Below are 24,600 nucleotides of genomic sequence, written 5' to 3'. Positions count from 1 at the left end.
TGAGAATCATGGAAAGGAAAGACCCGGAAGCCGTGGCCGATGCGGCCGCGGTCGCCGCGCTGCTCCAGATCGGCGCCGAGATCGGAGCCGATCAGGTTCTGGACGCGGGCGATCCGTTCAGCGCCGCGGACGTGGCCAAGGCCGTTGACGTCCCGGTCGCCGGCATCACCGCGTACCTGGGGGCATTGCTCGCCGCCGGCCTAATCGTCGACACCGAGGTTTCGGGCACCTTCCAGGTGGCCGCCGACTACCCCGGCCTTCGTTACCAGGCCGGGTACGTGTCCTGGGCGATGAACGCGAACGGCCCCTTCCTGGACAACGCCCGCGCGTTCCTCACGGACCCGGCCGCGGCCGCCCATGTCCACCGACGCAACGGGCGGCGGGTCGCGGTCAGCTCGCGGTGGATCGGCCAGCGCGCCTTCTACCCGCAGCTCATCGAGCAGGTGGCGGCAGCCGGGGCGCTGCAGGTGTCGGACCTCGGCGCCGGCGCCGGCGGACTGCTCATCAAGCTGCTGCAGGAGGACCCGGCTCGTACCGGCACGGCGGTCGACAGCAACGGTGCGGCCTGTGCTGCGGCGCGGCAGGCCGCCCTCGCCGCCGGGGTGCACGACCGGCTGACGGTCGTCGAGCGGCCAATCGAGTCGTTGGTCGACAACCCCGAACCGGTCGCGGGCGCGGAAGCTGTTCTCGCGAGCTATGTCATGCACGACATCGTGGCCGATGACGGTATCGCCCTGGACGTCCTGGGAGCCCTGCGCGACGCGCTGGCCCCAGGCGGGATCCTCGCCGTGGCCGACGCGGTCTCCTACGCGCGGCGGCCGGAGGAGCGCAAGTTCAGCGCCCTCTTCACCTACCTGCACGCCACCTTCATGAGCGTCACCCTCCCCACCGAGCAGGAGTGGCTGGACAAGTTCGCGGCGGCTGGCTTCTCGCAGACCAAGGTCGTTCCGATCGGCCTGCCCGGCGGTCGGCTCTTCGTGGCGACCAGATGACGGCCGTCGCGCGGACGTTGCACCGCGAACTCGCCGTGGAGCTCTGGGAGGCCGCTCGAACCCGTCGGCCGGTGCCGCCGCTGTCGGTCAGGCACCCGCGACTCGACCTGGCGGACGCGTATGCGATCCAGAGCGAGACCCGTGCGCTCGAACTGGCCGGTGGGGCCCGGCTCGCCGGCCTGAAGATCGGCGCCACCAGCGAGGCGATCCAGAAGATGTTCGGCATCGATCATCCTGACTTCGGCTATCTGACCGATCGCATGCTGCTGCCCGACGGCGTCGCTCTGGACGTGCGCAGGTTCATCGCACCGAAGGTCGAGGGCGAGATCGCCTTCCGGATGGCGAGGGATCTCAGCGGCCAGTCCGTCACGGCACAAGACGTTCTTGACGCGGCCACCGAGGTCTGCCCGGTCCTGGAAGTACTCGATAGCCGAATCGAGGCATGGCAGATTGGCCTGGTAGACACAGTCGCGGACAATGCGTCCTCCGCAGCGGTCGTTGTCGGCGCAGGCGTCTCGCCGGAAACGGTCGACCTTGCCGCAGCGCGGATGGTGCTGCTTAGCGGCAATGCCGAGTACACCGGAAACGGCTCTGCGGTCATGGGGCATCCTGCCGAATCGGTGGCGTGCTTGGTCCGTATCCTGGCGGGTTTTGGCAGCGGGATCAGTGCCGGTGATCTCGTGCTGGCCGGCTCGTGGTCGGCTGCGGTCGATTTGGCGGCAGGTCATGAGGTGCATGCCTCATTCGGCGCCCTGGGGTCGGTATCCATGACGACATGTGACCGAGATGAAGCCTGCGATAGGACCGCCATTGGACAGAGGTGACAAAATGCAGCTCGTTTAGGTTGGAAATTTGCCTTCCCATACCGTTCCTGATCAGGTGCTCGTCGGTGGGTTGGCGGCTCTTCGAAGTTGAGCGGGGTTCGCGGTTGACGGCGACCCTGGCGTAGAGGGCTCGCAGCCCTTCGGTGATCATCTGAGTGTCTAGATCGGATGGTCACAAGCGGAGAGCTGCGAGCATGGTCAACGATACGACCCGGCTGCTGGGCCTGGACGGCCTGGTGGTGGATCAGGTCAGGTTGGACCCCGACGGTGTCCCGGTGGTCGCTCTGTCTACCGCCGATGAGCAGGCACGATGCTGCCCGGACTGCGGCACGCGGGCCCGGCGGGTCAAGGACTGGGTGACGACCCGGCCCCGGGATCTGCCCGTGGCGGGCCGGGCGACGCGGCTACGGTGGCGCAAACGCCGCTGGCACTGCGACCAGGGCGGATGCCGACGCCGGACGTTCACCGAGCAGGTGGCGCAGATCCCAGCCCGGCACCGGGTGACCGCCCGGTTGCGGCAGGCCGCCGGGGCGGCGGTCGCCGACGGCGCCCGCACGATCGTGCAGTCGGCCCGCGATCATGACCTGTCCTGGCCGGTGGTCGCGGCGGCGTTCACCGCCCACGCGGGCGTGGTGCTGCCCGACGAACCGGAACCGGTGGAGGTCCTCGGGATCGACGAGACCCGCCGGGGCCGGCCGAAGTGGGTCTTCGACCAGGCCAGCCAGGCGTGGCAGAGCAGTGTGGACCGGTGACACGTCGGGATGTGTGACCTGTCCGGCGGTCAGGGACTCCTGGGCCAGGTCGAGGGCCGCACCGCCCAGGTGGTCGTCGACTGGCTCGGCCAACGCGGCCAGGCGTGGCGCGACCAGGTCCGGTACGTCGCGATCGACATGTGCGCGATCTTCAAGTCCGCGGTCCGTGAGGCGTTGCCGCACGCCGTCCTCGTCGTCGATCACTTCCACGTCGTGCGCCTCGCCCACCAGGCGCTCAACGAGGTCCGCCGTCGGGTCACCGTGCAGGTCCGGGGCCGCCGGGGTCGCGCCGGTGACCGCGAATGGGACCTGCGTAACCGGCTGACCCGCTCCGCGAGGCGGATGCGCGCTGACCGCGTCGACACGCTCTGCGACGAGATCGCCGGGCTACCCGCCGGGATCAGCGTGCCGGTCCTCGCCGCGTGGAACGCCAAGGAAGACCTCCTCGACCTGCTGGCCCTGGCCCGCACCCACCCGGACCGGGAACACGTCGCCCGGCTGCTGCACCGCTTCTACCAACGCTGCGCTGACAGCGCTCTACCCGAGCTTGCCCGCCTCGCGACCACGATCGAGATCTGGTGGCCCCAGATCCTCGCGTTCCTGCACACCGGTATCACCAACGCCGGCTCCGAAGGCACCAACCGGGTCATCAAGACCGTCGCCCGCGACGCCTACGGCTTCCGCAACCCGATCAACCAACGCCTACGAACCCGCTGCGCGACCACCCGAAGAAGCCGCGGCCACCTCAACCCCGCTTAACTTCGAAGAGCCGGGTTGGCTTGACCTGCGCGGTCTGGTCTGGATCATGATGGGGTGTCCGGGACGCCATCCATCGTGGAGCTGCTTGACCGGCTCGCCCGTTTGGAGGCGCGGGCTGTTGAGCTTGAGCGGGACGACGCCGAGTTGCGGCGGGAGAACGCGGTGCTGCGGGCGGAGACTGCGGGCCCGGCCGGGGCAGGACTCGTCGAACTCGTCGCGGCCTCCGTCGTCGGACGGCGTGGCCAAGCCTGCGCCGAAGTCGCTGCTTAGACGGTCGGGTCGGCGCCCGGGTGGGCAACCCGGTCATGAAGGTCGCACGTTGCGGCAGGTCGTTGATCCGCGCGAGCGGGTCGAGCATTAACCGGTCATTCAACAACTCCTTGACGACCGCCCGTAGCCGTGGTGAGCGGCCGACCCGCGTACGCCTTGGGCCGCCGCCGGCAAGTTGCGGCGACCGCGTCAGCGGGCCGGCCCGGTACCGCTCGCGGCCTCCGTGCCGGGCCACGTCCCGGGAGACCACCGACGGGTTCCGGTCGATCAGCCGGGCGATCTTTTCGTATTCCAGGCACTCGGCCAGGCCATGGGATATCTCTTCGCGATCAGCGAAGGCGAAGACGTTGCGCGCAGCGGGTATCCTGCCCCACCAAGTCGCCAAGATCAAATGCTACGACTGTCTGAACTCGCCCCCGCAGCCTTGACCCCATCGCACCTCAGTCCCCGGGACCCGGCGCCTTTGCAGCATGGCAATTTCCGATACCGAATCTATTCGGCGCGAGCCTTCAATATTGGCCGGATTCCGAATCTGATCGGCGTGATGTTCGTCAGACTGTTGGCGCTCTCCCGGGAGGAGCAGGCCGGCCAGTCGTGGACCGTCGCCCGATGGCTGCGGCACTGGCTGTCGACCCGGAAGCGGATCCGACCCACGACGAAGATGCACTACACGCGCGACATTGAGAATTTCCTGGTTCCCCACATCGGACACCTCATTCTCGGTGACCTGACCTCGCGGCAACTCGACGCCGCTTTCGCGCAGATCGCCGCTACCCGTAACCGGGCCGGACAGCCGCAAACTGTGTGCACGTTGCAGCACGTCCAGGCGACCCTGCGGGCCGCTCTCAGCCGCGCGCAGCGCGACCGCCTGATCACCGACAACCCGGCCCGGGGTATGGAACTACCTCCTCGGGAACGTGCCCAGCCCGAGGTGTGGACGGAAGCCCGTGTCGCCGTGTGGAAGGCCACCGGCGAGCGTCCGGTGATCGCGGTGTGGACGGCCGCGCAGCTCGCCAGCTTCCTCGACTACATCCGCGGCGACGCCCTCTTTGCCCTGTGGTGGCTGATCGCGCTGCGCGGACTGCGACGCGGCGAGGCCGCCGGGCTCCGATGGGTCGACATCGACCTACACGAGGGCCAGTTGTCGGTGGTCCGGCAGCGGACAACGGCCGGCTACGACGTACACGAAGGCCCACCGAAGTCCGCGGCCAGCCGCCGCCAGGTCGCACTCGACAAGCACACCGTCCAGGTGCTGCGGCAACAACGCGAACGGCAGCAGCAACGTCGGGCCAGACGCCTCGGCGCGGGCATGGTGTGCCACGACAGCGGATACGTGTTCACCAGCCCGGACGGACTGCCGCTGCATCCCGGCTACCTCACCCAACGCCTGCGCCTCCTGGTCGACCGCGCTGGACTTCCCCCCATCCGCTTGCACGACCTGCGACACGGCGCCGCGTCGCTCGCGCACTCCGCGGGCGCAGACATCAAGACCATTCAACACCAGCTCGGACATGCCAACATCCGTGTCACCGCCGACATCTACACCACCGTCCTGCCGCCGGCCGCGTATAAGGCAGCCGAAGTCACTGCCTCGTACCTCATCGAGGCCGGCAGGCCCGGCGCGGAGCTCAAGCGTCAGATGGACCGCACCCGGGACACCGACGACGACGGAACCGCGATGGCGCCGACCGAGCCACGCCCGGAACCGGGCCCCCTCGGGGCAGGAGCTCGAAGGCCGCCGAAGCGCACCGCCCGGCTGAGGGTGTCGCGGTGCCGTACCCGTCGGGAAGCCAAGGCGCAACGGGTGCTCACCAGCCGGCGGCCCGCCAATCACCAGGAACGCGCCGGACAACCTGCTCCCAGAGGTCATTAGATGCAACGGTTGGTAGACGGTCCCAGTCGCAGGAGTTCCTGCGGCTGGGACCACCGCGATGCTGACCCGGCGTCGCCGGGAAGACGACCCGGCCCGTCGAACATCCCGGCAGGAAGCCCCACGCCGGAGCATCGGACGCGGGTTCAACGTGTTCGGCAAGCCGATCGGCCAGACCGTCACCATCCCTACCGCCGAAGGCCTCCTCGGCGGCGCCTACACCTTCACCCAGGTGTACACGACCACCACCGGCCTGCTGGGACGCAGCGTGTACCCCGGCCGAGGCGGCCTGCCCGCCGAAACCGTCAACCACTTCTACACCGGCGGTTTCGACCTCCCCAGTGTCGTCGGCGGTCTCGCCGGCTACGCCGACGGCACCTCCTACGACGCCTGGGCACGAACCAACCAGGTCACCATCGGCGCCTCACCCAACTGGGCCTACATCACCAACAGCTACGACGACCACACCGGACGCCTCACCCAACAACTCGTCACCCGCGCGGTGGCCACACCCGCCGAGGTCGACCGACAGAAGTACGACTACGACAAGTACGGCAACGTCACCGAGCGGATATCCACCCGGCTCGGCTCGCCCACCACCTCCGAAACCCAGTGCTTCGAGTACGACGGCATGCAGCGTCTCACCCAGGCCTGGACCGGCACCGACGACTGCGCCGCCACCCCCACCCCCACCAGCCGCAGCACCGTCGGCAGCAACCTCGGCCCCGCCAGCGCCTACTGGACCAGCTGGCAGTTCGACCTGATCGGCAACCGGACCGAACAAACCCGCTACTCGACCAGCGGCGGCTCCGACACCACCACCACCTACACCCACGACGGCAACGGAGCCGGACAACCACACACCCTCACCGGCACCACCACAACCGGAGCCACCACCGCCACCACCAGCCACAGCTACGACAACGCCGGCAACATGACCAGCCGCGACGCGGGCACCGGCAACCAGACCCTGACCTGGAACGACGCCGGACAACTCGCCGCAATCGACGGCAGCACCACCGGCGACAGCACATTCCTCTACGACGCCGACGGCAACTTGCTCCTCCAAAAGGACCCCGGCACCACCACCCTCTACCTCCCCGGCCAGCAACACACCCTCAACACCGCCACGCAGGCCGTCACTGGTGTCCACTACTACACACTCCCCGGCGGAACCGTCTGCATCCGCACCGGCACCGGCACCAACTACAACTTCGCCATCACCGACCGCCAAGGAACACCCACCCTCTACCTCAACCACACCGCCCAGAACCCGACCTGGCGCCAATACACGCCCTACGGCGCACCACGAGGTACCACCACCACCCCACCAGACAACCGCGGCTTCCTCGGCAAACCCGAAAACACCACCACCGGCCTCACCCGCCTCGGCGCCCGCGACTACGACCCCACCACCGGCCAGTTCATCAGCGTCGACCCCATCCAGGACATGGGCGACCCCCAACAATGGAACGGCTACTCCTACGCCAACAACAACCCCATCACCATGAGCGACCCCGACGGCCTCAAACCCCTCATCACCAATACCACCCAGGGGGACGAAGAACACTTCGCAAGTACAGGCGAAAAGGTCACCCAAGTCGGCGGCAAATGGACGACGAAGACCCAGGACCGTGGATGCGTCGGCACGGCTTGCCCCAAAAACGCCACTCTCTCGTGTCAGAGCGGAAGTGCCGCTAGCCGCAGCTCAATCAACGGATCCAACCCGTGCTCGGCCGACGACTCGAACGTCCCCTTCGCGCCCCTTGATGACCCACCAAAATACTGCGACTCCTGGTACAGTGCTGGCTGCAATCAACTGACCAATGCGGGAGTTGGCCTCGAAGGCTGGTGGATTCTGTCTTGCATGTCAGGACTGGCGGGAATGGACAAAGGCCTCACATGCGCGCTAATGGAGCACTATGAGGTCTATTCACAGGCGATCCTATAGAAGTGCAACCCGATGACGCAGGAGATCGTTTCTGTGAAGGTCGCAAGCGGTCTGCGGTAGTCGGTGTGCAGGATTCACCATGTCTTCAGGTTCGCGATGACCTGTTCCACAACCCAGCGGATCTTGTTGACCTGCCTGTTGTATTCCTTTCTGCCATTCCGCGAGCTCGCCGCCCTTGGGCTTCTTGTACGGGGTGATCATGCCGTTGCCGACGTAGCCCTTGTCACCGATCCAGTCTCCGGGATTCAGGGTGACGAGGACCTCGGTGTCGTTGATCGCGTACGAGTCGTGGTGGTTGCCGGTGACGGGATCGGAGATCCAGGCGAGCGCACCGTCGAGGGTGCAGGCGACCTGAACGCTCATGCCCGTGGTCTTGTGCTTGCCGGAGTACAGACAGCGGTGCGTGCGCCATGACCAGCAGGGAAGCAGCGTGCCGTCGACGATGTACTGGGTGGTCGGGCTGAGGTCGTCGGCTGTCGGCACGAACTCCGTCAGCACGCGATCGAGGACCGGGGTGATGCCGGTGACCGCTCGCGAGATCGTCGACTGGGAGACGCCGTGCGCTTCAGCGATCTCCGCTTGGACGCGGTTACGACGCATGTAGGTCAACGCGACGACGACAGCGCGGTAGAGACCAAGGACCGGGGGCCAGGGCTCCATATTCAGATCCTGGCATTCCGTTCGGACCAGCACGCAGAGGTCGCGGATCTGGTCCGTGGTGAAGCCAGTGGTATGATACATGTCCGGCGGTCCGCTTTTCTTTGAGATGTGGTGTGGTAACTCCATCCTACGGAAGAGCGGATCGTCCTTTTTATTGGGGGTCTACTGTAGCGAGTCGGAGGCCTGCTGAATAAGCCTCTATATGGGTGCGACCAGAGGTGATTATCTGGTCGGGATGCGTAATTCTGATGGAGTTGACGACGTTCTCCGGCATCAATTTTGGAATTGGTCAGTGTGTGGCGTGATGTGTTATGGGGTGACCGGAAACGAAGAGGGGCTTTATTTTGAGGTGGGTGGATTGGGCTGTTGTGGCCCGGCTGCTACCTACGGTGTAACCTCGGTTGCTCCTTCTGAAATGAGAGATAAGGGTTCCTATCAGGTATGTGGGTCGGCGGTGTTGGAGGTGTGTCGCTCTGGTGGGGTGACGAGTCAAGGAGAAAATTGGAGTGGGTGGGCGGGTACCATTGGGATAGGAAAGTCCGTGTTCTTCGGAGGAGTGGGATCTTGGAAGATCGTCGATGGCAACTTCCTCAACTATGATGTCGAGTAGTTGATTGGTCCACTTCGCTCTCGCGGTCTCGGTTCAGGTTGGCGCAGTTTGGAGGATGCCGTGGCGGAAAACAGGGAAGGTGAAAGCGTTCCAGTGGATTACGGGAAAATGGCATTTTATAGATTGAGTGTTTGGTTTCTGCGCTGCATGTTTTTGGTGTTTGTTTTGTGTTTCTTCTTTCCTTGGCTTTCGTTCTTGTTGTTGGTTATAATTGTTTCTGTTCTTGTTGTAACGATTCCCCTCCGTTGTATGGCCTACTTCGAATGGCGCCTACCAATGATTGAGCTCGATATATCACTTCTTCGCGATGTCGTAAGTGTCCGATATTGGTGTACTTGACTCGTAACTACGCGGATGTCTGGCTGGGCGGAAAGAACAATGCTCTCGCCTTCACTCATGGAACTGCGGGTGCCGACAATCCCATCCGTGCTGGTCAAGCGTGTACCGTGCCAAAACTCGTCGCACATGCTGTGAGCTGGGAGTTCTCGGCTTGGGTTGATGATCGTCGGTATGGCCGTGCGGTTGCTGTACCTGGCAGGGCTCAGGCAAGGTAGCCATACGCCCGTTTTCAGGTGATCCCGAGTAGTTGTAGCGGTCGGTACGGGTTCCGGCTGTTGCGGCGTAGGGCTTTCGCGATGGTGGTGACGCCGGCCAGGCGGAGCAGGCTGATGGCGGTGTTGCGCAGTGTGGCCATGACCCGGGGTGCGTTGCCGGTGCGTAGGTGGCTGGCGTCTTCGGCGTAGGTGGTGTCGCGGATGTGGTGCAGGGTCTCGATGGCCCGGTGCCCGCGAAGAGCGTCGGCCAGGTCGGCGGGGCTGGTTTGGGCGGCGGTCAGGTTGGTGATCGCGTAGAGACGGGGGTCTGACACGAAAATCTCGATGACTGGGTGCGGACCTGTTCGGGTCAGCTGGCTTGTGGGAGCGGGTCGAAGCGGACGGTCAGCCCGAGGCTGTTGGCCTCGCGGATCATCCGTTTCATGGCGCGTTCGGGGTCACGCTTGGTGAAGTAGTCGGCTCCGAGGTCGGTGAAGGTGGTCTTGTCGTGTAGGACGTGCCAGATCGCGATGGCTAGCTTGTGCATGACGGCGACGAGTGCCTTCTTCCCGCCACGGCGGGCGGCGATCCGCCGGTAGTACACCCCGTAGTAGGAGTTCCTGTCGCGCAGGGCGGCGAGGGCCGCGACGCCGAGGATGCGTTTGAGGTTGGCGTTGCCGCTGCGGGTCCTGCCCGACATGGTGACCCCGGCTGACTCGTTCATCCCGGGACAGACCCCGATCCACGAGGCCAGATGCCCGGCGGTGGCGAACCGGGTCATGTCGCCGCCGGTCTCGGCGAGGATTACCTCCGCAGCGCGGCGGCCCACACCGGGCAGGGAGTCGAGGTTGCCGATGTCGTCGTCGTGGCCGGCGGTCAGGTCGGCGATCCGCTGGTCCAACTGCCCGACGAGCCGGTCGAGGTGCTCGATCTGGTCCAGGTAGTGCCGACACATCCAGCCGTGGTGGTCGGTGAACGGTCCGTCCAGGGCGGCGACCAGGTCGAGGGTCTTCTTCCTGGCCCGGCCGACAGCGAGTCCGGCCAGCACCTGCGGGTCGCGTTCGCCGGCGATGAGCGCGTCGATGATGGCCCGTCCGGTCGTACCGACCACGTTGGTGATGACACTGGTCAGCTTCATCCCGGTGTCCTCCAGTTCCTTCTCCAACCGTTGGATCTCCTGGCCACGGGCCACGGTCAGCTCGGTGCGGCGGCGGGTCAGGTCACGCAGTTCGCGGATCCGGCGGTCAGGGACGAGGGACCCGAGGACCATCCCGGACGCCCCGGCCCGGGCCAGGAACGCCGCGTCCGACGGGTCGGTCTTGCGGCCACGGATACCCCGTAGGTGGGCGGGGTTGACCAGCATCAGGTGCAGCCGTTCCTGCAGTGTGTAGTAGACGAAACGCCAGTAGTCCGACGTCGCTTCCAGCACGACGACCTCCACCTGCCGCTCGACCAGCCAGGTCAGGAGCCGGCGGATGTCGCCCGGTGTGGTGCCGAACCGTTCGGTCTCCAGCGACCATCGGCCCGGCCGGTCCGCGCTCGGCGTGCGCACACACGCGACCAGGAACCGTTTGCCCAGGTCCAACCCGGCGGCCCGCAGGTAGATGACCTCCTCGTCGGCGTCCCGCCTCACCATCGGTGCCTCCCGCTTCTCGCACGGTCATGGTCGATCAGGCGGGCGGAGGAGACGAACGACGATCGGAATCTGACACTCGCGCTCCAGACGGTCGAGGACCGTCGTGGCGCAAACCATGGTTCGGTGGCGTCTCCCGTCGCCAGCCTGTCAAACGAGCTCACGGGCCTCACAGATCCACCGGCTTACCGCGCCGCACGGTGTCATTTTCTCTCCACCAAGCCCCAGCGGGAGTGTCAAGTTAACGGCTGATCTTGGCTGTTGAGGTGGTCAGTCGTTGGCCGGGGTGAGCCGGCCCTCGAAGGCGATCTGGAAGGCGTTCAAGGGTGCCTTCCAGCGCATGGTCCATCGGCGGCGGCCGGCGCCGGTGGGGTCGAGGCTCATCAACCCCATGTAGACGCACTTGAGCGCTGCGGCCTCGTTCGGGAAGTGGCCGCGGGCGCGGACGGCCTTGCGGATGCGGGCGTTCACCGACTCGATCGTTATCTTGAGTCCTCCGGGGGCTGTCTTCCACGTCTTTGACGAGGGCGGGAGTGGTTCGGATCTGTGTGCTGGACATGGTTATCTGCCGCGGTCCAGTACGCGGATCTTCCGGAGGAACCATGTTTGTTCAGCGGGTCGTCTTGCCCGCCTCGCCGCTTGAGTCGTGGACCGTTCTCGGTGAGGACGACGTCCCGGTCGGGCCGATCGAGCGGTATCTGGCTTATCTGACTGACATCGAGCGATCACCGAACACGATCAAGGCGTATGCCCATGATCTGAAGGACTGGTTCGCCTTCCTGGCCGGTCGTGGCCTGGACTGGCGGGAAGTCCGGTTGGAGGACCTCGGCGAGTTCGTCGCCTGGCTGCGGCTACCGCCGATGGCGCGAGACGGCACGGTGGCGGTGCTGCCGTCGGTGCAGCGTCACTGCACGGAGTCCACGGTGAACCGGAAGTTGTCGGCGTTGAGCGCGTTCTACACGCATGCCGCCCGGCACGGCGTTGATGTGGGTGAGTTGTTGGTGACGTGGCAGCCGGCCGGGCGCCACGGCGGCGGTTGGAAGCCGTTTCTGTATCACATCAGCAAGAACGCGCCGGTGGCGCGACGCACGATCGCGTTGAAGGTGCCGAAGAAGCTGCCGCGGGTGCTGACCGTCGCCGAGGTGCAGGCGGTCCTGGATGCCTGCGAGCATCTGCGGGATCGGTTGTTGTTCGCGGTGTTGTATGACAGCGGCTGCCGGATCGGTGAAGCGCTCGGGCTGCGCCACGGGGACCTCGCCGTCGCCGAACGCGAACTGACGGTCTGCCGGCGCGACAACGACAACGGCGCCCGCAGCAAGTCCGTGTCCGCGCGGACGGTCCCGGTCAGCGGCGAGTTGCTGCGGCTGTATGCCGACTACCTGCACCACGAGTACGGCGATCTGGACAGCGACTACGTGTTCGTCAACCTGTGGGGCCGGCCGCATGGGCACCCGCTGGCCTATCCAGCCGTCTATGACCTGGTGCGCCGGTTACGGCGCCGCACCGGCATCGACTTCGACCCGCACTGGTGGCGGCACACCGCGGCGACCCGGATGCTGCGCGACGGCGTTCCGATCGAGGTCGTCTCCCGATTGCTGGGCCATGTCCATGTCACCACGACCGCGGCCGTCTATGGGCATCTGACCGTCGAGGATGCCCGGCGGGTGCTGGAACAGGCGGGCTGGTTCACCGGCAGGGAGGTGCGGTGGTGACCCCTGCCGCCCTGGCGGTGGTGCCGTCGCCCGGCCGCCGCGGCAGGCTGCTGCGTGCGTTGATGGCGGCGGTCCGCCCGCAGTTCCGCGTCGATGTCTGGGTTCCTGCCGCCGATGACCCGGTGTTCGGCGGTGGTGCCTGCCTCGTCGCGAGCTGCTCGCGTCCGGCCCGGGGCCGCGGGTTGTGTCCTGGGCATCTGCTGCGCTGGGCCGACCAGGGCCGGCCGGAGATCGCCGAGTTCGCCGCCTCGACCGACCCGCGCTGGCGTCGGGAGCAGCCGAACCAGCGCTGCGAGGTGGCCGGCTGTGGTTACGGGTCGGCTCGTGGTGGGTTGTGTCAGCCGCATGCCCAGCGGTGGGAACGCGCCGGCCGCCCCGATCGGGACCGGTGGCTGCTCTGCCCGCCAGCGGTGAAACAGCCCGCACCTGGGGCGGCCTGCCGGATCGGGCACTGCACTCTCTGGCCGCAGGCAGCGCTGGCGTTCTGTCACAGCCATGCCAACACGTGGAAGGTCAACGGACGGCCGGACGTCGATGAGTTCGTCCGGCGCTTCACCGACGCGGCGCCGACCGCGGACGAGACGATCCGTCTCGATCAGCTCGGCACCCAGGTGAAGCTGGAGATGCAGTACGTTCTGCAAACCCGCCATGACCAGCGCCGGGGCACGCTCACCCCCGGGGTCGTCATGCGGGTGGTGCGGCTGCTCGCCACCACGCCGGTGACCTCGATGACCGAGCACGACGAGCACACCTGGCGCGAGTACGGCCGTTCGGTCCTGCGCGATTCCCGGTCGCTCGGGTTCCTCAGCTACGCCTACCGCGTGGTGGCCGACCTCGCCGAGGCCGGCGGCTGGGAAGCCGAGTATCCCCGCGACGTCTGGCAGATGCGTCGCCTGGGCTTCGAGGGTGACCGGACCCTGCGGTTCGGCCCGATCGAGCAGCCCTGGCTGCGGGAACCGGCCAAGCGGTGGATCCGGTGGCGGATCTCCAGCGGGCTCGGGCTGGAAGCCGCAGCCCGCCCGCTGCGGGTCATCGGCCGTTTCTCCGGTTTCCTCGCCCGCACCGGTGTTGAGGAGATCGCCCAGCTCGATCGGGCGGTGCTGGAACGCTATCTGGCCGACCTGCATACCGAGATGGCCGGCAACCAGCAGCGGCAGGGCAGCCACATCGGCCTGCTCAACGCCTTCTTCGCCGCGATCCGCCAGCACCGCTGGGACACCGGCCTGCCCGCCAGCGCGATGTTCTTCGCCGAGGACCACCCCAAACGAGCAGAACGGCTGCCCCGCGCCCTGGCCGAGCACGTCATGGCCCAACTGGAGAACCCCGACAACCTCGATCGCTGGGACAACCCGGCCTACCAGTTGGTCACCGTCATCCTGATGCGCTGCGGCCTGCGTGTCTCCGACGCGCTGCGACTGCCCACCGACTGCGTCGTCACCGACGCCGACGGCGCCCCCTACCTGCGCTACTTCAACCACAAGATGAAACGCGACGCCCTGGTGCCCATCGACGAGGAACTACGCGACCTGCTCGGCCGGCAGCGGCACCACACCGCCGGACGCTGGCCGGACGGCACGCCGGTCCTGTTCCCCCGGCCCACCAAGAACATCGACGGCACCGCACCCCTTGCCAGCTCGACCTACCGGCTGGCGCTCTATCGCTGGCTGCAGTCCTGCGACATCCGCGACGAACACGACCACCCGGTCCGGCTCACCCCGCACCAATGGCGGCACACCCTCGGCACCCGCCTGATCAACCGCGACGTCCCTCAAGAAGTCGTCCGACGCATCCTCGATCACGACTCGCCGCAGATGACTTCGCACTACGCCCGGTTGCACGACACCACGGTGCGCCGCCACTGGGAAGCCGCCCGCAAGGTCAACATCAAGGGTGAGACGGTCACTCTCGACCCGAACGGGCCGCTGGCCGAGGCCGCCTGGGCCAAACAACGACTCGGCCGGGCCACCCAAGCCCTGCCCAACGGCTACTGCGGGTTGCCGGTGCAGAAGAGCTGCCCGCACGCCAACGCCTGCTTGACCTGCCCGATGTTCCTCACCACGCCCGAGTTCCTGCCCCAGCACCACGAGCACCGCCGACAGGTCCTGCAGATCATCGGCTCCGCCGAGGCCCGAAACCATCAACGGCTGGCCGAGATGAACCAACAAGTCCTGCTCAGCCTCGACCGCGTCATCGCCAGCCTGCACGCCGACCCGGACGCCAGCACAGAACAGGCCGCCGATGCGAGCTGACAACACCGCGCACCTGGCCACGGCAGCCCAGCGACGCCACGAACTCGCCCGAGCCAAGACCATCCGGGCGCTACGCGAACTCGATCAGGCAGGAAGCCCGGTGACCTTCCCGATCGTCGCGCGACACGCAGGGGTCTCACGTTCCTGGCTTTACACCCAGCCCGACATCACCGCCGAGATCCACCGCCTACGAACACTCGCCCACCGAACCCCCACGACGAGGCTTCCCGCCCAGCAACGCGGTTCCGACGCCTCGCTCCGGCAGCGCCTGCACGTCGCCCAACAGCGCAACCGCCAACTCGCCGAGGACAACCAGCAACTCCGCCGCCAGCTCGCGCAAGCTCTCGGACAACTCCGCACCGCCGGCCCACCAGCACCGGTCGAACCGGCAACGAAACCACCCCCAAACCATCGCCGTTCGATAACGATCGGCCCGTGCTGACCGGGCTCCGCAAACACTGCGCGGCTGCGCCCGGGACAACGTCCTCAACGCAGCCGCGCAGGTCAAGCCAATGATCATCTTCGGGACTCAAGATAACGATCGAGTCGCTGAACGCCCGGTTCCGGCAGGCCGCCCGCCGACGCGGGCACTTCCCGACCGAGCAGGCAGCGATGAAGGTCCTCTACCTCGTCGTCCAGCAGAGACGCAAGAGTGGGAGCATCACCGGCCGGGTCTACGGTTGGGGCAAGGCACTCAACGCCCTGATCCTCGCCTACGGCGACCGGATTACCATCTAACCATCTCGATCACACCCAACGGTCAAACACGGAAATCGCCACACTCCCGAGCCTCTCTGGCAGCGCCGCCGCCCCACCGCACGCGCTACCGGTAAACGGAGCAGCGGCCCGCCGACTCTGACCTCGACGCTGGACCTGTCCAGCCGAGCGGACTCCGGCCTTCGACGAGAGTCACCACCCAGCCTCCGGGTTGGCCGCCGTCTCACCAGTGTGTGGAGCGCCGAAAGGCGCACATGGCGAGCGCCGCTTGACGTGACCGTACCGGCAGGTGAGCCGGCTTCGGTGGAATAGGTGACTCCATGAGAAAGGGCACGGTCATGGCGACGTCAGGTGTGATCTTCAAGCGGTGTGGGTGCCGGGACGACAGTCGGCGGCGGTTGGAGCAGTCGTGTCCGCGGCTGGCCGAACGGGGGCATGGCAGCTGGTACTTCCACTGCTCGGCCCGCGACCTGCTCGGCGGTCGGGAACGGGTCCGTCGGGGTGGCTACCCGTCGCAGGCCGCTGCCCGGCGGGCGCGCGACGAGTGGCTGGCCGGGACAGTGGCCGATCGCACCGCGCAGGGCTGGACCGTGGAACGGTGGCTGCGGCACTGGCTGGACTCCCGTACCAGGATTCGGCCGACGACCCGGTTCCACTACACCCGCGACGTCGAGATCATCCTTATCCCCTATCTGGGCCGCTACCGCCTCGCTGACCTCGACGCCCGGCTGCTGCGTGCCGTGTTCGACCAGATCGGCCAGACCACCAACACCAAAGGGCTGCCCCAGTCGGCTGCGGCGATGCGGCACCTGCGCACCACGTTGCGGGCCGCGCTGAACCTCGCCGTCCGCGAAGGCGTCATTGACTGCAACCCGGCCCGGCACATCGAGATCAGCGGCTACCAGCAGCCCCACGCGAAGGTGTGGACCGAGGCCCGCGTCGAGCAGTGGCAGACGACCGGTGACCGGCCGGCGGTGGCGGTCTGGACCGCCGACCAACTCGCCACCTTCCTGGGCGAGGTGACCGACGACTCGCTGTTCGCGTTCTGGTGGCTGACCGCGCTGCGGGGCCTACGGCGCGGGGAGATGTGTGGCCTGCGGTGGGTAGACATCGACCTCGACCAGGGCGTCCTGACGGTCGAACGTAACCGGACCACCGCCGGCTACCACGTCGTCGAGGGCGACCCGAAGACCGCGGCGGGGCGGCGGGCGGTCGCCCTGGACAAACGCACCGTCCAGGTCCTGCGCGCGCACCGACGCCGTCAACTCGACCAGCGGATCGGGGCCACCACCGGCGGCACGCCCTGGACCGCCACCGGGTACGTGTTCACCCGCCCCGACGGGCTGCCGATCAACCCGAACTACGCCACCACCCGGTTCCGCAAACTCGTCCACCGGGTCGGGCTGCCGCCGGTACGGCTGCACGACCTACGCCACGGCGCGGCGTCCCTGGCGCACCAGGCCGGCGCCGACCTGAAGACCCTGCAGGATCTGCTCGGGCATTCCAGCGTCGTGGTCACCGCCGACACCTACACCAGCGTCCTACCCGAGGCACAGCGGCGCTGCGCCGACGCCACCGCCAACCTCGTCCTGAACGCGGCCCGCCGCATCCGCAGGAAGATCAGGAACAAGGCCCGGAACAACCGGCCCACCCGCCGACCGAAACCAGGTGCTCCGACCCCCACCACCCCGGCCACGGCGGCGAAACCGCAGGTCACCAGGCCGAGAGGCTCGGGAAAGCCGCCGACGGGCGTGGCACCCACGTCGCACCCACGTGACACCCACCGTCCACACCATCCGGACGGCAGAAAGGGCCTGACTGCCGGGTTGGCAGGTCAGACCCCTGTTGATCTCGCGCGCCCGAAGGGACTCGAACCCCTAACCTTCTGATCCGTAGTCAGATGCTCTATCCGTTGAGCTACGGGCGCCGGCTGCCTGGCAAGCATACACACCTTGCCGAGCGCGGAGACTCCGGGATTCGAACCCGGGAGGGGCTTCAAAACCCCAACCGCATTAGCAGTGCGGCGCCATAGACCAGACTAGGCGAAGTCTCCTCGGCGGTCGCTGCAGACCACCGACGCCCGAGGATACAGGGCCCGGCGCGGTCGGGGCAAAGCGCCCGGCCCTGGCGTCAGGCCGGACGGCGGTTCCCGCAGCCGTCCGACGCCTGCGGGTGCCGCGCGGCTGTCAGTGTGGTGGCGCCACCAGGACTGCCTGTTGCGCACCTGGCGCCGGCAGCCGATGTGCCCGCGCGATCGTCAGCAGCGACAGGACTGCCAGGAGCATGCCGGCCAGGATCACGGTCGCCATGGCGCTGCTGCCGGTGCCGAGGACGCCGACGACCGGGGCGGCGAGCGCGCCGATGCCGAACTGCATCGCGCCGAGTAGCGCGGAGGCCGTACCGGCGGCTTCGCCGTGCCCGGCGAGTGCCACGGCCGGCGCGTTCGGCAGCGCGAAGCCGGCAGTCGCGAGTACCACCCACAGCGGGATGAGGATGCCGGTCAGGCCACCGACCTCGGTGACGGCGAAGCCGAGCAGAACCAATCCGGCCACCGACCCGGAGATCAGCGCGGCGAGGAGGATCTGCTGCGGAGCAAAGCGGCGGAGTAACCGTACGTTGAGCTGGGTCGCGGTGATCATGCCGGCGGCGCCGGCCCCGAAGGCGATGCCGAACTCCTGCTCGTCGAGCCCGTACTGATCCTGCATCACGAACGACGATCCCGACACGTACGCGAACAGCGAAGCCATCGCGAACCCGGACACCAGCACCAACCCGATGTAGGTTCGATCGCGTAGCAGCATGCCGTAGACCCGGACGGTGTCCGTCACCGTGGCCGGCCGGCGGCGGTGCGGCGGCAGGGTCTCGGGCAGCCCGAAGACGGTCACCGCGATCAGTGCCAGGCCCAACCCGGCCAGGGCGGCGAAGACGCCGCGCCAGTGCGTCCAGTTGAGCATCGCGCTACCGAGGGTCGGCGCGAGAACCGGCGCGACGCCCATTACCAGCAGCAGGCGGGACAGGATACGGGCGAAGGCCAGCCCGCTGAACAGGTCACGCACCACGGCCATCGCGATCACGGCCGCCGCTGCGGCACCGAGGCCCTGAACGATCCGGAGCACCCCCAGTACGGCGATGTTCGGTGCTATCACGCAGAGTAACGAAGCGATGATGTGTAGTCCGGTGCCGACGAGTAGCGGACGGCGCCTGCCCCATACGTCCGACAGCGGTCCGATGATCAGTTGGCCGATAGCGAGCCCGGCGAGGGTGCCGGTCAGCGTCAACTGAACGCCGGCGGCGGTTGTCTGCAGGTCGTCGCTGATGGCCGGTAGCGCAGGCAGGTACATGTCGATGGTCAGCGGACCGACGGCGATGAGCGTGCCGAGCACCAGGATCAGCCGGATCCGTTGCCACGTGCTGAACAGCTCGCCGGGAGTCGGCTCGTCGACGCTGACTGTTGTCGGCACCTCGGGCCGTTGCGCGAGCGCGGTCATAGATCCTCTTCCCCGAGGGCGTGCGGGGCGCACGCCGCGACGCGGGTCGGTGGACCCGCGAGACACGTTGCTGCGGCACTTCGGTGCAGCTCACCGCACAAGCTAGAGGTTGTCTTCGTCATTCCCGTTACGGCTAAGGGTGCCTCGCGTCACACGCTGCCCAACGCGAGGTGGGTCGCTGCCGCTGGTCGCCGGCTGGGGCGCGCTGCCAGGCGCTGCCGTACGACACTGCTACTGGCCGGTTGCTGATTCGCCAACATAAATTTCATACGGTGATGGTCATATCATTGATGTTCGATCAGTATACAACGCACGCCATCAGAAAACACGGCAGTTGCGTCTTGTCTCGAAAACCGCTGCCGCTTAATCTCTGGCCTCACCGAAAGCGTGACCGGCGCTACCGGCGCAGTACCTCTCCGGCTACTGCGAGACACAGCCTGTCCTGCGGCGGGACCTGCCACAGGAAGCCGGCCCAACTGGCCCAGCCGGCCCGGAACCCCGGGTTGCCCCCCTCGGTAAGGAGCCTGTCTTGCGTATCCGTCTCACCATGGCGATCGCCGCGACCGCCCTCGTCGGTGCATTCGTCGCCCCACCGGCTGCGGTCGCCGCACCGGAAGAAATCATCGGTGGCGGCACCGTTTCGTCCGCGCCCTGGGCGGCTGCCGTGTTCCAGAATGGCTCATTCGCCTGTTCCGGGTCGATCATCGCCTCGCGCTGGGTGTTGACCGCCCGGCACTGCATCGGCGGCTCGATGTCGGTCCGGGTCGGCAGCGTCTACCGCTCCTCCGGCGGCGCGACCAGCTCGGTGAGCAGCACGTACAGCCGCTACGACCTCGGCCTGCTGTACCTGGGCAGCTCGATCACCACTACCTACGTCACGCTGGCCGGCAGCAACCCGCCGGTCAACGCTACGAACTCGATCTACGGCTGGGGCCGTACCTGCACCAACTGTTCCGCCGCGAGCCAGCTCAAGACCGCCTCGGTGCGGGTGACGACCACCGGCGCCACCGACGCGTACGGCGGCCCGGCCATCCGCAGCACCGGCGTGGACGGGGTCGCCTGGCGTGGTGACTCCGGCGGCCCGCAGTTCTACAACGGACAGCAGGTCGGCGTCTGCTCGACCGGCAACGGATCGACCTACCAGAACTATGCCTCGGTGGCGGCCAGCCGGAGCTGGATCACATCGGTCACCGGCGTCTGATCGAGCGGCGGACCGTAGCCGCGGGCCGGCTCCGGCCGGCCCTTCGGCAGTGGTGCGCGGGGCGCCCCCGGGTGCCCCGCGCACCAACCGCCACACCTGCAGCGGCTCGGCCCGACCCACCATTCGCATCGGCGGCTGCTGCCGGAAGCGCAACCTGGATCCGACCGCCTGGTAGGTGCTGGCGTCGACGGCCACCGTCCCGGTCGGGGTGTGCGCCTGCAGCCGGGCCGCCACGTTGATCGTGTCTCCGGTCAGGAAGCCGACGCCCCCGTCCACGGCTCCAGTCACCGCGACGGCCGCTTGCCCGGTGGCGACACCCACCCGGACCTTGACCTGTGCGCCGTGCGGAAACCGTGTTCGGCGTACCGCGTCGGCCAGCTCAATCGCGGCCCGCAGCGCCCGGTACGCGTCGTACCCGCGGTCGTCGTCGCCGGACCGGGCGGCGCCGAACACGGCCATCACCGCGTCCCCGACGTACTTTTCGACGATGCCGTGCCAGCGATGGATCACCGAGCGGACGGCGGTGAAGTACCGCAACTGGACCTGACGTACGTCTGTCGGAGCGAGCCGGCTGGACAGTGCGGTGAAGCCGGCCATGTCGACGAAGAGGACGGTGACGGTACGTAGTTCGGTCCGCACAGTTGGTTCCGGTCGCCCGGACGGCGGTGTCAGACGGTGGCCGCAACTGGCACAGTACCGGTTGGCGGGGCTGCCGGGACTGCTGCAATCCGGGCAGATCGGTCGAGTGCCGAGGTGGCAGTGGTAGGCGCCGGCTATCGCGCGTGGGGCGGCGGGGCCGGCATGACGGCGTGAGCTGCGGCGGAGCGTCTTCATGATCGCCTCCTGCGCTGTGGCGGTGCCCGAATCCGCTCCGGGGTGGAACCGGTCCGGTCCGTGCGGACCTACGTAAGGAACGGATGGCTGAAACGGTTCCAGCGCAGCGTCGCCCTAGGATCTGTAGAACGACGTATGTCAGATACTCCCACCCTTTATGTCGGTGATCGGATTGACACAGTCACAGGTTGGCGGCTCATGGACCTGGGGTCCGGACGAGGTTCCCTTCGTCGGGCGACAGGAACACCTACGTGTCCTGCATGAGTCGCTGCTCAGGGTCGAGCGGGGGGACACGGCCGCGGTCTTCGTGATGGGCGAGAGCGGCATCGGCAAGACGCGTCTGCTCAGCGCAGCCAGCGATCGGCTGCGTACGGCGGGTGCTCTGGTGTTGTCTGGGGCATGTCTGGACATTGGTGATGCGTCCCCTTTACACCCACTACGTCAAGCATTGCGGCGATATCAACCTGAATCAGGACGGGCTGGTGCGCTGCCCAGCGCGGCGGTACGGGAGCTGCTCGGAGTGCTCGACGGCGAGGGCCGGGATCCGGACGGGGCGGGTGCGCTGCTGGAGCGGATCTCCCGCGGCCTGGTCACCGTGGCCGACGGCCGCACGCTGGTGCTGGTCGTCGACGATCTGCAGTGGGCCGACCTGACTACTCGACACCTGCTGCTCTACCTGCTCGCCGGGCTGAGCGACGTACGGCTGCTGCTGCTCGGCGCGGCGCGTACCGAGACGTTGCGGGGCGACGACCCGATCCGGCGGATGCTGCTGGAACTGCGCCGGTCACGGTCGCGTTCGGGCGGTGTGCACGTGCTCGAGCTCGGCCCGCTCGACCGGTCGGAGACCGCTCAGCTGGTCGGCCAGGTCGCCGCCGGTCACCCCGATCCGGACCTGGCCGACTCGGTGTGGCGGCGCAGCGGAGGGGTGGCGTTCGTCGCTGAGGAGCTGGCCCGGGACGCCCGCGACGGGCGGGTCGGGCTGTCCGAAACGCTGCGGGAGATCACCCTGGCGCATGTGGACGCGCTGCCGGCGGACGCGCAGCTGGTGTCGCACGCGGTCGCCGCCGGGGTGGAGCCGGTCGCGCACGACGTACTGGCCCGGGTGGTGCAGCTGGCGGAGGAGCGGCTGTTGCAGGCGGTCCGCAACGCGGTCGGGCAGCGCGTGCTGTTGTCCGAGACGGACGGTTACCGGTTCCGCTACCCACTGCTCCGCGAGGTGCTGCAGCCACGGCTGCTGCCCGGCGAGCGGGTGCGGCTGCACCGCCGGTACGCCGAGACCCTGGCCGCCGGGCCGACCGGCGACCTGCAGCACGCCCGGCTGGCCTACCACTGGCGGGAGGCGGGCGAGCCGACGCTCGCCCTGCCGGCGATGGTCGCGGCGGCCGAGGAGGCCGAGCGGCTGTACGGTTTCAGCGAGGCGTTCGAGCACTGGGCCAGCGCGGTCGACCTGGCCAACCAGGTGCCGCCGTCGTGGCTGGTCGAGTTCGACGCGACCGCGCTGGGCCGGCGGGCGGCGGAGGCGGCGCACCGCAGTGGCGAGCACGAACGGGCCCTGGCGTTGCTGGAGCAACTGGCCACCAACCTGTTCGGGCCCCCGCCGTCGTGGTTGTACACGCTGCGGGCCCGCTATCTGACCGCGGTGGGCCAGCTGGTGGAAGCGGAGCGGGAGTACGAGCGCACGCTCGCCGCCATGGACGTGCCGCCGGGGGACCGGGTGGCCGCCGCTGCGCACTCGGCCGATCTGCTGTTGCAGCTCGGCCGCTATGCCGACGCGGGTCGGCGGGCCCGGGAGGCGCTGCAGTTGGCGGACGGGACTGCGGACTGCGCGTCGGCGATGGTGCTGGCCGGGGTGACGCTCGGCTACAGCCAGGCGTACCTCAACGATCCGGAGGCGGGCAAGGAGGCGGTGCGCCAGGCCCGCCGGACCGCAGAATCGGCCGGTGGCCCGCAGGATATGGCCATGGCCGACCTGCAGTTGGCGGAGTTGCTCAGCGGGCCGCTCAACGAGTTGGAGGAAGGCGTCGCGGTGGCCCGCCAGGGCGCCGAGCGGGCCGAACGGGTCGGGCTGGCCCGTACGTACGGCACGCGGCTGCTCGCGGCCGCCGCCAACGGATTGTTCCGCCTCGGCCGGTGGGCCGAGGCGGAAGAGGTGATCACCGCAGCGTTGCGGCAGCGCCCGTCCGGCGCGGACGCGGTCGAACTGCTGCTGGCCCGCTGCCGCATCCACGTCGGGTTCGGGCATCTCGACGGTGCCGAAGCCGACCTGGAGGCGATCGAGACTCTGCTGGCCGCTGGCGGCGGGGTCCGCCACATGCTGCCGTTGCTGACCCTGCGTGCCGGACTGGCCATGTGGCGCGGCCGGCATCCGGAGGCGCGGGAGGCCGTCCAACAGGGCATCGACCTGGCGGAGAGCCGCTCGGACGACGTCTGGTTGCAGGCGCCGCTGGTCTGGCACGGGCTGCGGGCCGAGGCAGAGGCCCGGTCCGCCGGGGTGCCGACGGATCCGCAGGCGGTGCAGCGTCTCGTCGGGGTGGTCGAGCGGATGGAACGCAGCGCGACCACGGACACCGCGGCGCCGGTACGCGATGCGGTGATCGGCTACCGGGAACTGTGCGCGGCGGAGATCAGCCGGATCGACGGCGCGTCCGATCCGGTGCTGTGGGACCGGGCCGCCCAGGTGTGGGAGCGGCGCAGTCATCCGTACCCGGCGGCGTACGCGCGGCTGCGTCAGGCCGAGGCATTGTACGCCGTCCGGACCCGCAACGCCGAGGCCACCCGGGCGCTGCAGTCGGCGTACCGGACCGCCCGCCGGTTGGGGGCCCGTCCGTTCACCGAGGAGATCCAGGCGCTCGCCGCGCGGGCGCGGATCGTGTTGACCGCTGGCGAGCCGGAGCCCATGCCCGAGGTGGACAGTAAGGAGCCGGTGACCCTGCGCACCGGGCTGACCAGCCCTCCGACGGTCAGTGAGCGGGTGGTCCGGGCACTCGGCAACGACCGGGTCGACCGGTCCACGGTCACCGGGCGGACCAGCCGGGCGTTCGTCGGCGGGGGCCGCGACGAACTGGCCGTACTCACCGAACGGGAACGTCAGGTGCTGGAGTTGGTGGCTGAGGGACGGACCAACCGCGCCACCGCCGAAGTGTTGTTCATCAGCGAGCGGACGGTCGGCGTACACGTGTCGAACATTCTGAACAAGTTGCAGGTCAAGACCCGGGTCGAGGCGACCCGGGTGTTCATGCGTAACCAGCCCCGAAGCTGACCACGGTGGTACCCCGGCCGGTGGCGGAGATCCGACTGGTTACCTACCAGTACGGTCGGTTGCCGTCGTCGACCGGACGGCCGCCGCCGTCCGGTCGACGACGCTTGCCCGAGAACAGCACAGCTGGGCGTGCCGGGTTCGGTGAGTCGATAGGCGTCGTTGCGCGGATACCTCACGCTGGGTGTCGCCTGACAATCTGGAACGGGCCTGCCGGCGGCTTCACCCCTTACCGGCGCGGCGCACACCCCGAGGGTCCCAGGACCCATTGACCACTGCAGACGGAGGT

Annotated in this window: 17 protein-coding genes, 2 tRNA genes and 5 pseudogenes; 15 read left to right on the top strand and 9 right to left on the bottom strand. The window is 68.0% G+C overall.

Features of this window, described 5'->3' with window-relative positions:
• The first annotated feature begins 8 nt into the window (after window positions 1-8).
• The 5 genes and pseudogenes from ACN27F_RS16305 to ACN27F_RS16285 all read left to right on the top strand — a co-directional run bounded on the left by ACN27F_RS16305 (window position 9) and on the right by ACN27F_RS16285 (window position 3,688).
• Entirely contained in the window at window positions 9-992 is a 984-nt protein-coding gene (locus ACN27F_RS16305) for a methyltransferase (RefSeq protein WP_421434371.1), read from the top strand.
• On the top strand, window positions 989-1,816 hold the full coding sequence (locus tag ACN27F_RS16300; RefSeq protein ID WP_421434370.1) for a 2-keto-4-pentenoate hydratase: 828 nt from the start codon (window positions 989-991) through the stop codon (window positions 1,814-1,816). The genes ACN27F_RS16305 and ACN27F_RS16300 overlap by 4 nt, the downstream gene beginning before the upstream one ends.
• 194 nt (window positions 1,817-2,010) lie before the next feature.
• Window positions 2,011-3,327 (top strand): annotated as a pseudogene (locus ACN27F_RS16295) (ISL3 family transposase).
• 54 nt (window positions 3,328-3,381) lie between these two features.
• Complete coding sequence (locus ACN27F_RS16290; RefSeq protein WP_421434369.1) at window positions 3,382-3,597, top strand: hypothetical protein; 216 nt, start codon at window positions 3,382-3,384, stop codon at window positions 3,595-3,597.
• Window positions 3,566-3,688, top strand: coding sequence for a hypothetical protein (locus ACN27F_RS16285; protein ID WP_421434368.1), 123 nt, complete (start codon window positions 3,566-3,568; stop codon window positions 3,686-3,688). The genes ACN27F_RS16290 and ACN27F_RS16285 overlap by 32 nt, the downstream gene beginning before the upstream one ends.
• 144 nt (window positions 3,689-3,832) lie before the next feature.
• Here the strand turns inward: ACN27F_RS16285 and ACN27F_RS16280 are convergent.
• Window positions 3,833-3,982, bottom strand: a pseudogene (locus tag ACN27F_RS16280) (helix-turn-helix domain-containing protein); the annotation flags it as partial.
• A gap of 159 nt (window positions 3,983-4,141) precedes the next feature.
• Here ACN27F_RS16280 and ACN27F_RS16275 point away from each other — a divergent pair.
• Entirely contained in the window at window positions 4,142-5,470 is a 1,329-nt protein-coding gene (locus ACN27F_RS16275) for a tyrosine-type recombinase/integrase (protein ID WP_421434367.1), read from the top strand.
• 148 nt (window positions 5,471-5,618) lie between these two features.
• Window positions 5,619-7,418, top strand: a complete 1,800-nt coding sequence (locus tag ACN27F_RS16270; protein WP_421434366.1) for an RHS repeat-associated core domain-containing protein — start codon at window positions 5,619-5,621, stop codon at window positions 7,416-7,418.
• Here ACN27F_RS16270 and ACN27F_RS16265 read toward each other — a convergent pair.
• From ACN27F_RS16265 to ACN27F_RS16250, 4 genes and pseudogenes are all read right to left on the bottom strand, one after another.
• Window positions 7,413-8,159: a transposase family protein gene (locus tag ACN27F_RS16265; RefSeq protein ID WP_421434365.1), complete on the bottom strand. Its 747-nt coding sequence runs from the start codon at window positions 8,157-8,159 to the stop codon at window positions 7,413-7,415. The genes ACN27F_RS16270 and ACN27F_RS16265 overlap by 6 nt on opposite strands.
• Before the next feature lie 1,097 nt (window positions 8,160-9,256).
• Window positions 9,257-9,556, bottom strand: a complete 300-nt coding sequence (locus ACN27F_RS16260) for a transposase (protein ID WP_421434364.1) — start codon at window positions 9,554-9,556, stop codon at window positions 9,257-9,259.
• A gap of 35 nt (window positions 9,557-9,591) precedes the next feature.
• Complete coding sequence (locus ACN27F_RS16255; RefSeq protein WP_421434363.1) at window positions 9,592-10,857, bottom strand: IS110 family transposase; 1,266 nt, start codon at window positions 10,855-10,857, stop codon at window positions 9,592-9,594.
• Between the two features lie 267 nt (window positions 10,858-11,124).
• Window positions 11,125-11,334 (bottom strand): annotated as a pseudogene (locus tag ACN27F_RS16250) (transposase); the annotation flags it as partial.
• A gap of 122 nt (window positions 11,335-11,456) precedes the next feature.
• Here ACN27F_RS16250 and ACN27F_RS16245 point away from each other — a divergent pair.
• From ACN27F_RS16245 to ACN27F_RS16220, 6 genes and pseudogenes are all read left to right on the top strand, one after another.
• A complete protein-coding gene (locus ACN27F_RS16245) occupies window positions 11,457-12,566 on the top strand; it encodes a site-specific integrase (RefSeq protein WP_421434362.1) in 1,110 nt (369 codons plus the stop codon).
• Complete coding sequence (locus ACN27F_RS16240; RefSeq protein ID WP_421434361.1) at window positions 12,563-14,815, top strand: tyrosine-type recombinase/integrase; 2,253 nt, start codon at window positions 12,563-12,565, stop codon at window positions 14,813-14,815. The genes ACN27F_RS16245 and ACN27F_RS16240 overlap by 4 nt, the downstream gene beginning before the upstream one ends.
• The gene (locus tag ACN27F_RS16235) at window positions 14,805-15,257 is read left to right on the top strand and encodes a DUF6262 family protein (protein WP_421434360.1); all 453 of its coding nucleotides are present in this window, start codon (window positions 14,805-14,807) and stop codon (window positions 15,255-15,257) included. The genes ACN27F_RS16240 and ACN27F_RS16235 overlap by 11 nt, the downstream gene beginning before the upstream one ends.
• A gap of 92 nt (window positions 15,258-15,349) precedes the next feature.
• Window positions 15,350-15,409 (top strand): annotated as a pseudogene (locus ACN27F_RS16230) (hypothetical protein); the annotation flags it as partial.
• Window positions 15,410-15,427: 18 nt separating this feature from the next.
• Window positions 15,428-15,553: a hypothetical protein gene (locus ACN27F_RS16225; RefSeq protein WP_421434359.1), complete on the top strand. Its 126-nt coding sequence runs from the start codon at window positions 15,428-15,430 to the stop codon at window positions 15,551-15,553.
• A 398-nt stretch (window positions 15,554-15,951) separates the two neighbouring features.
• Window positions 15,952-17,421, top strand: a complete 1,470-nt coding sequence (locus ACN27F_RS16220) for a tyrosine-type recombinase/integrase (protein WP_421440251.1) — start codon at window positions 15,952-15,954, stop codon at window positions 17,419-17,421.
• On the opposite strand, the gene ACN27F_RS16215 is transcribed toward ACN27F_RS16220, so the two are convergent.
• From ACN27F_RS16215 to ACN27F_RS16205, 3 genes are all read right to left on the bottom strand, one after another.
• Window positions 17,387-17,459, bottom strand: a tRNA-Arg gene (locus tag ACN27F_RS16215). The two genes, ACN27F_RS16220 and ACN27F_RS16215, sit on opposite strands and share 35 nt — an antisense overlap.
• Window positions 17,460-17,494: 35 nt before the next feature.
• Window positions 17,495-17,585, bottom strand: a tRNA-Ser gene (locus tag ACN27F_RS16210).
• 133 nt (window positions 17,586-17,718) lie between these two features.
• A complete protein-coding gene (locus ACN27F_RS16205; RefSeq protein ID WP_421434358.1) occupies window positions 17,719-19,020 on the bottom strand; it encodes a multidrug effflux MFS transporter in 1,302 nt (433 codons plus the stop codon).
• A 529-nt stretch (window positions 19,021-19,549) separates the two neighbouring features.
• On the opposite strand from ACN27F_RS16205, the gene ACN27F_RS16200 reads away from it, so the two are divergent.
• Window positions 19,550-20,221 (top strand): S1 family peptidase, encoded by a 672-nt coding sequence (locus ACN27F_RS16200; RefSeq protein ID WP_421434357.1) that lies wholly within the window; start codon window positions 19,550-19,552, stop codon window positions 20,219-20,221.
• 162 nt (window positions 20,222-20,383) lie between these two features.
• On the opposite strand, the pseudogene ACN27F_RS16195 reads toward ACN27F_RS16200, so the two are convergent.
• Window positions 20,384-20,818 (bottom strand): annotated as a pseudogene (locus ACN27F_RS16195) (adenylate/guanylate cyclase domain-containing protein); the annotation flags it as partial.
• Between the two features lie 400 nt (window positions 20,819-21,218).
• On the opposite strand from ACN27F_RS16195, the gene ACN27F_RS16190 reads away from it, so the two are divergent.
• Window positions 21,219-24,314 (top strand): helix-turn-helix transcriptional regulator, encoded by a 3,096-nt coding sequence (locus tag ACN27F_RS16190; RefSeq protein ID WP_421434356.1) that lies wholly within the window; start codon window positions 21,219-21,221, stop codon window positions 24,312-24,314.
• Window positions 24,315-24,600 lie beyond the last annotated feature (286 nt).

Origin of the sequence: Solwaraspora sp. WMMB335 (assembly GCF_049179075.1) — a bacterium.
In the GTDB taxonomy this organism is placed as follows: Bacteria; Actinomycetota; Actinomycetes; order Mycobacteriales; family Micromonosporaceae; genus Micromonospora_E.
Note: the sequence above shows the minus strand (reverse complement) of the source record. Positions and strands in the feature narration are given on the sequence as shown.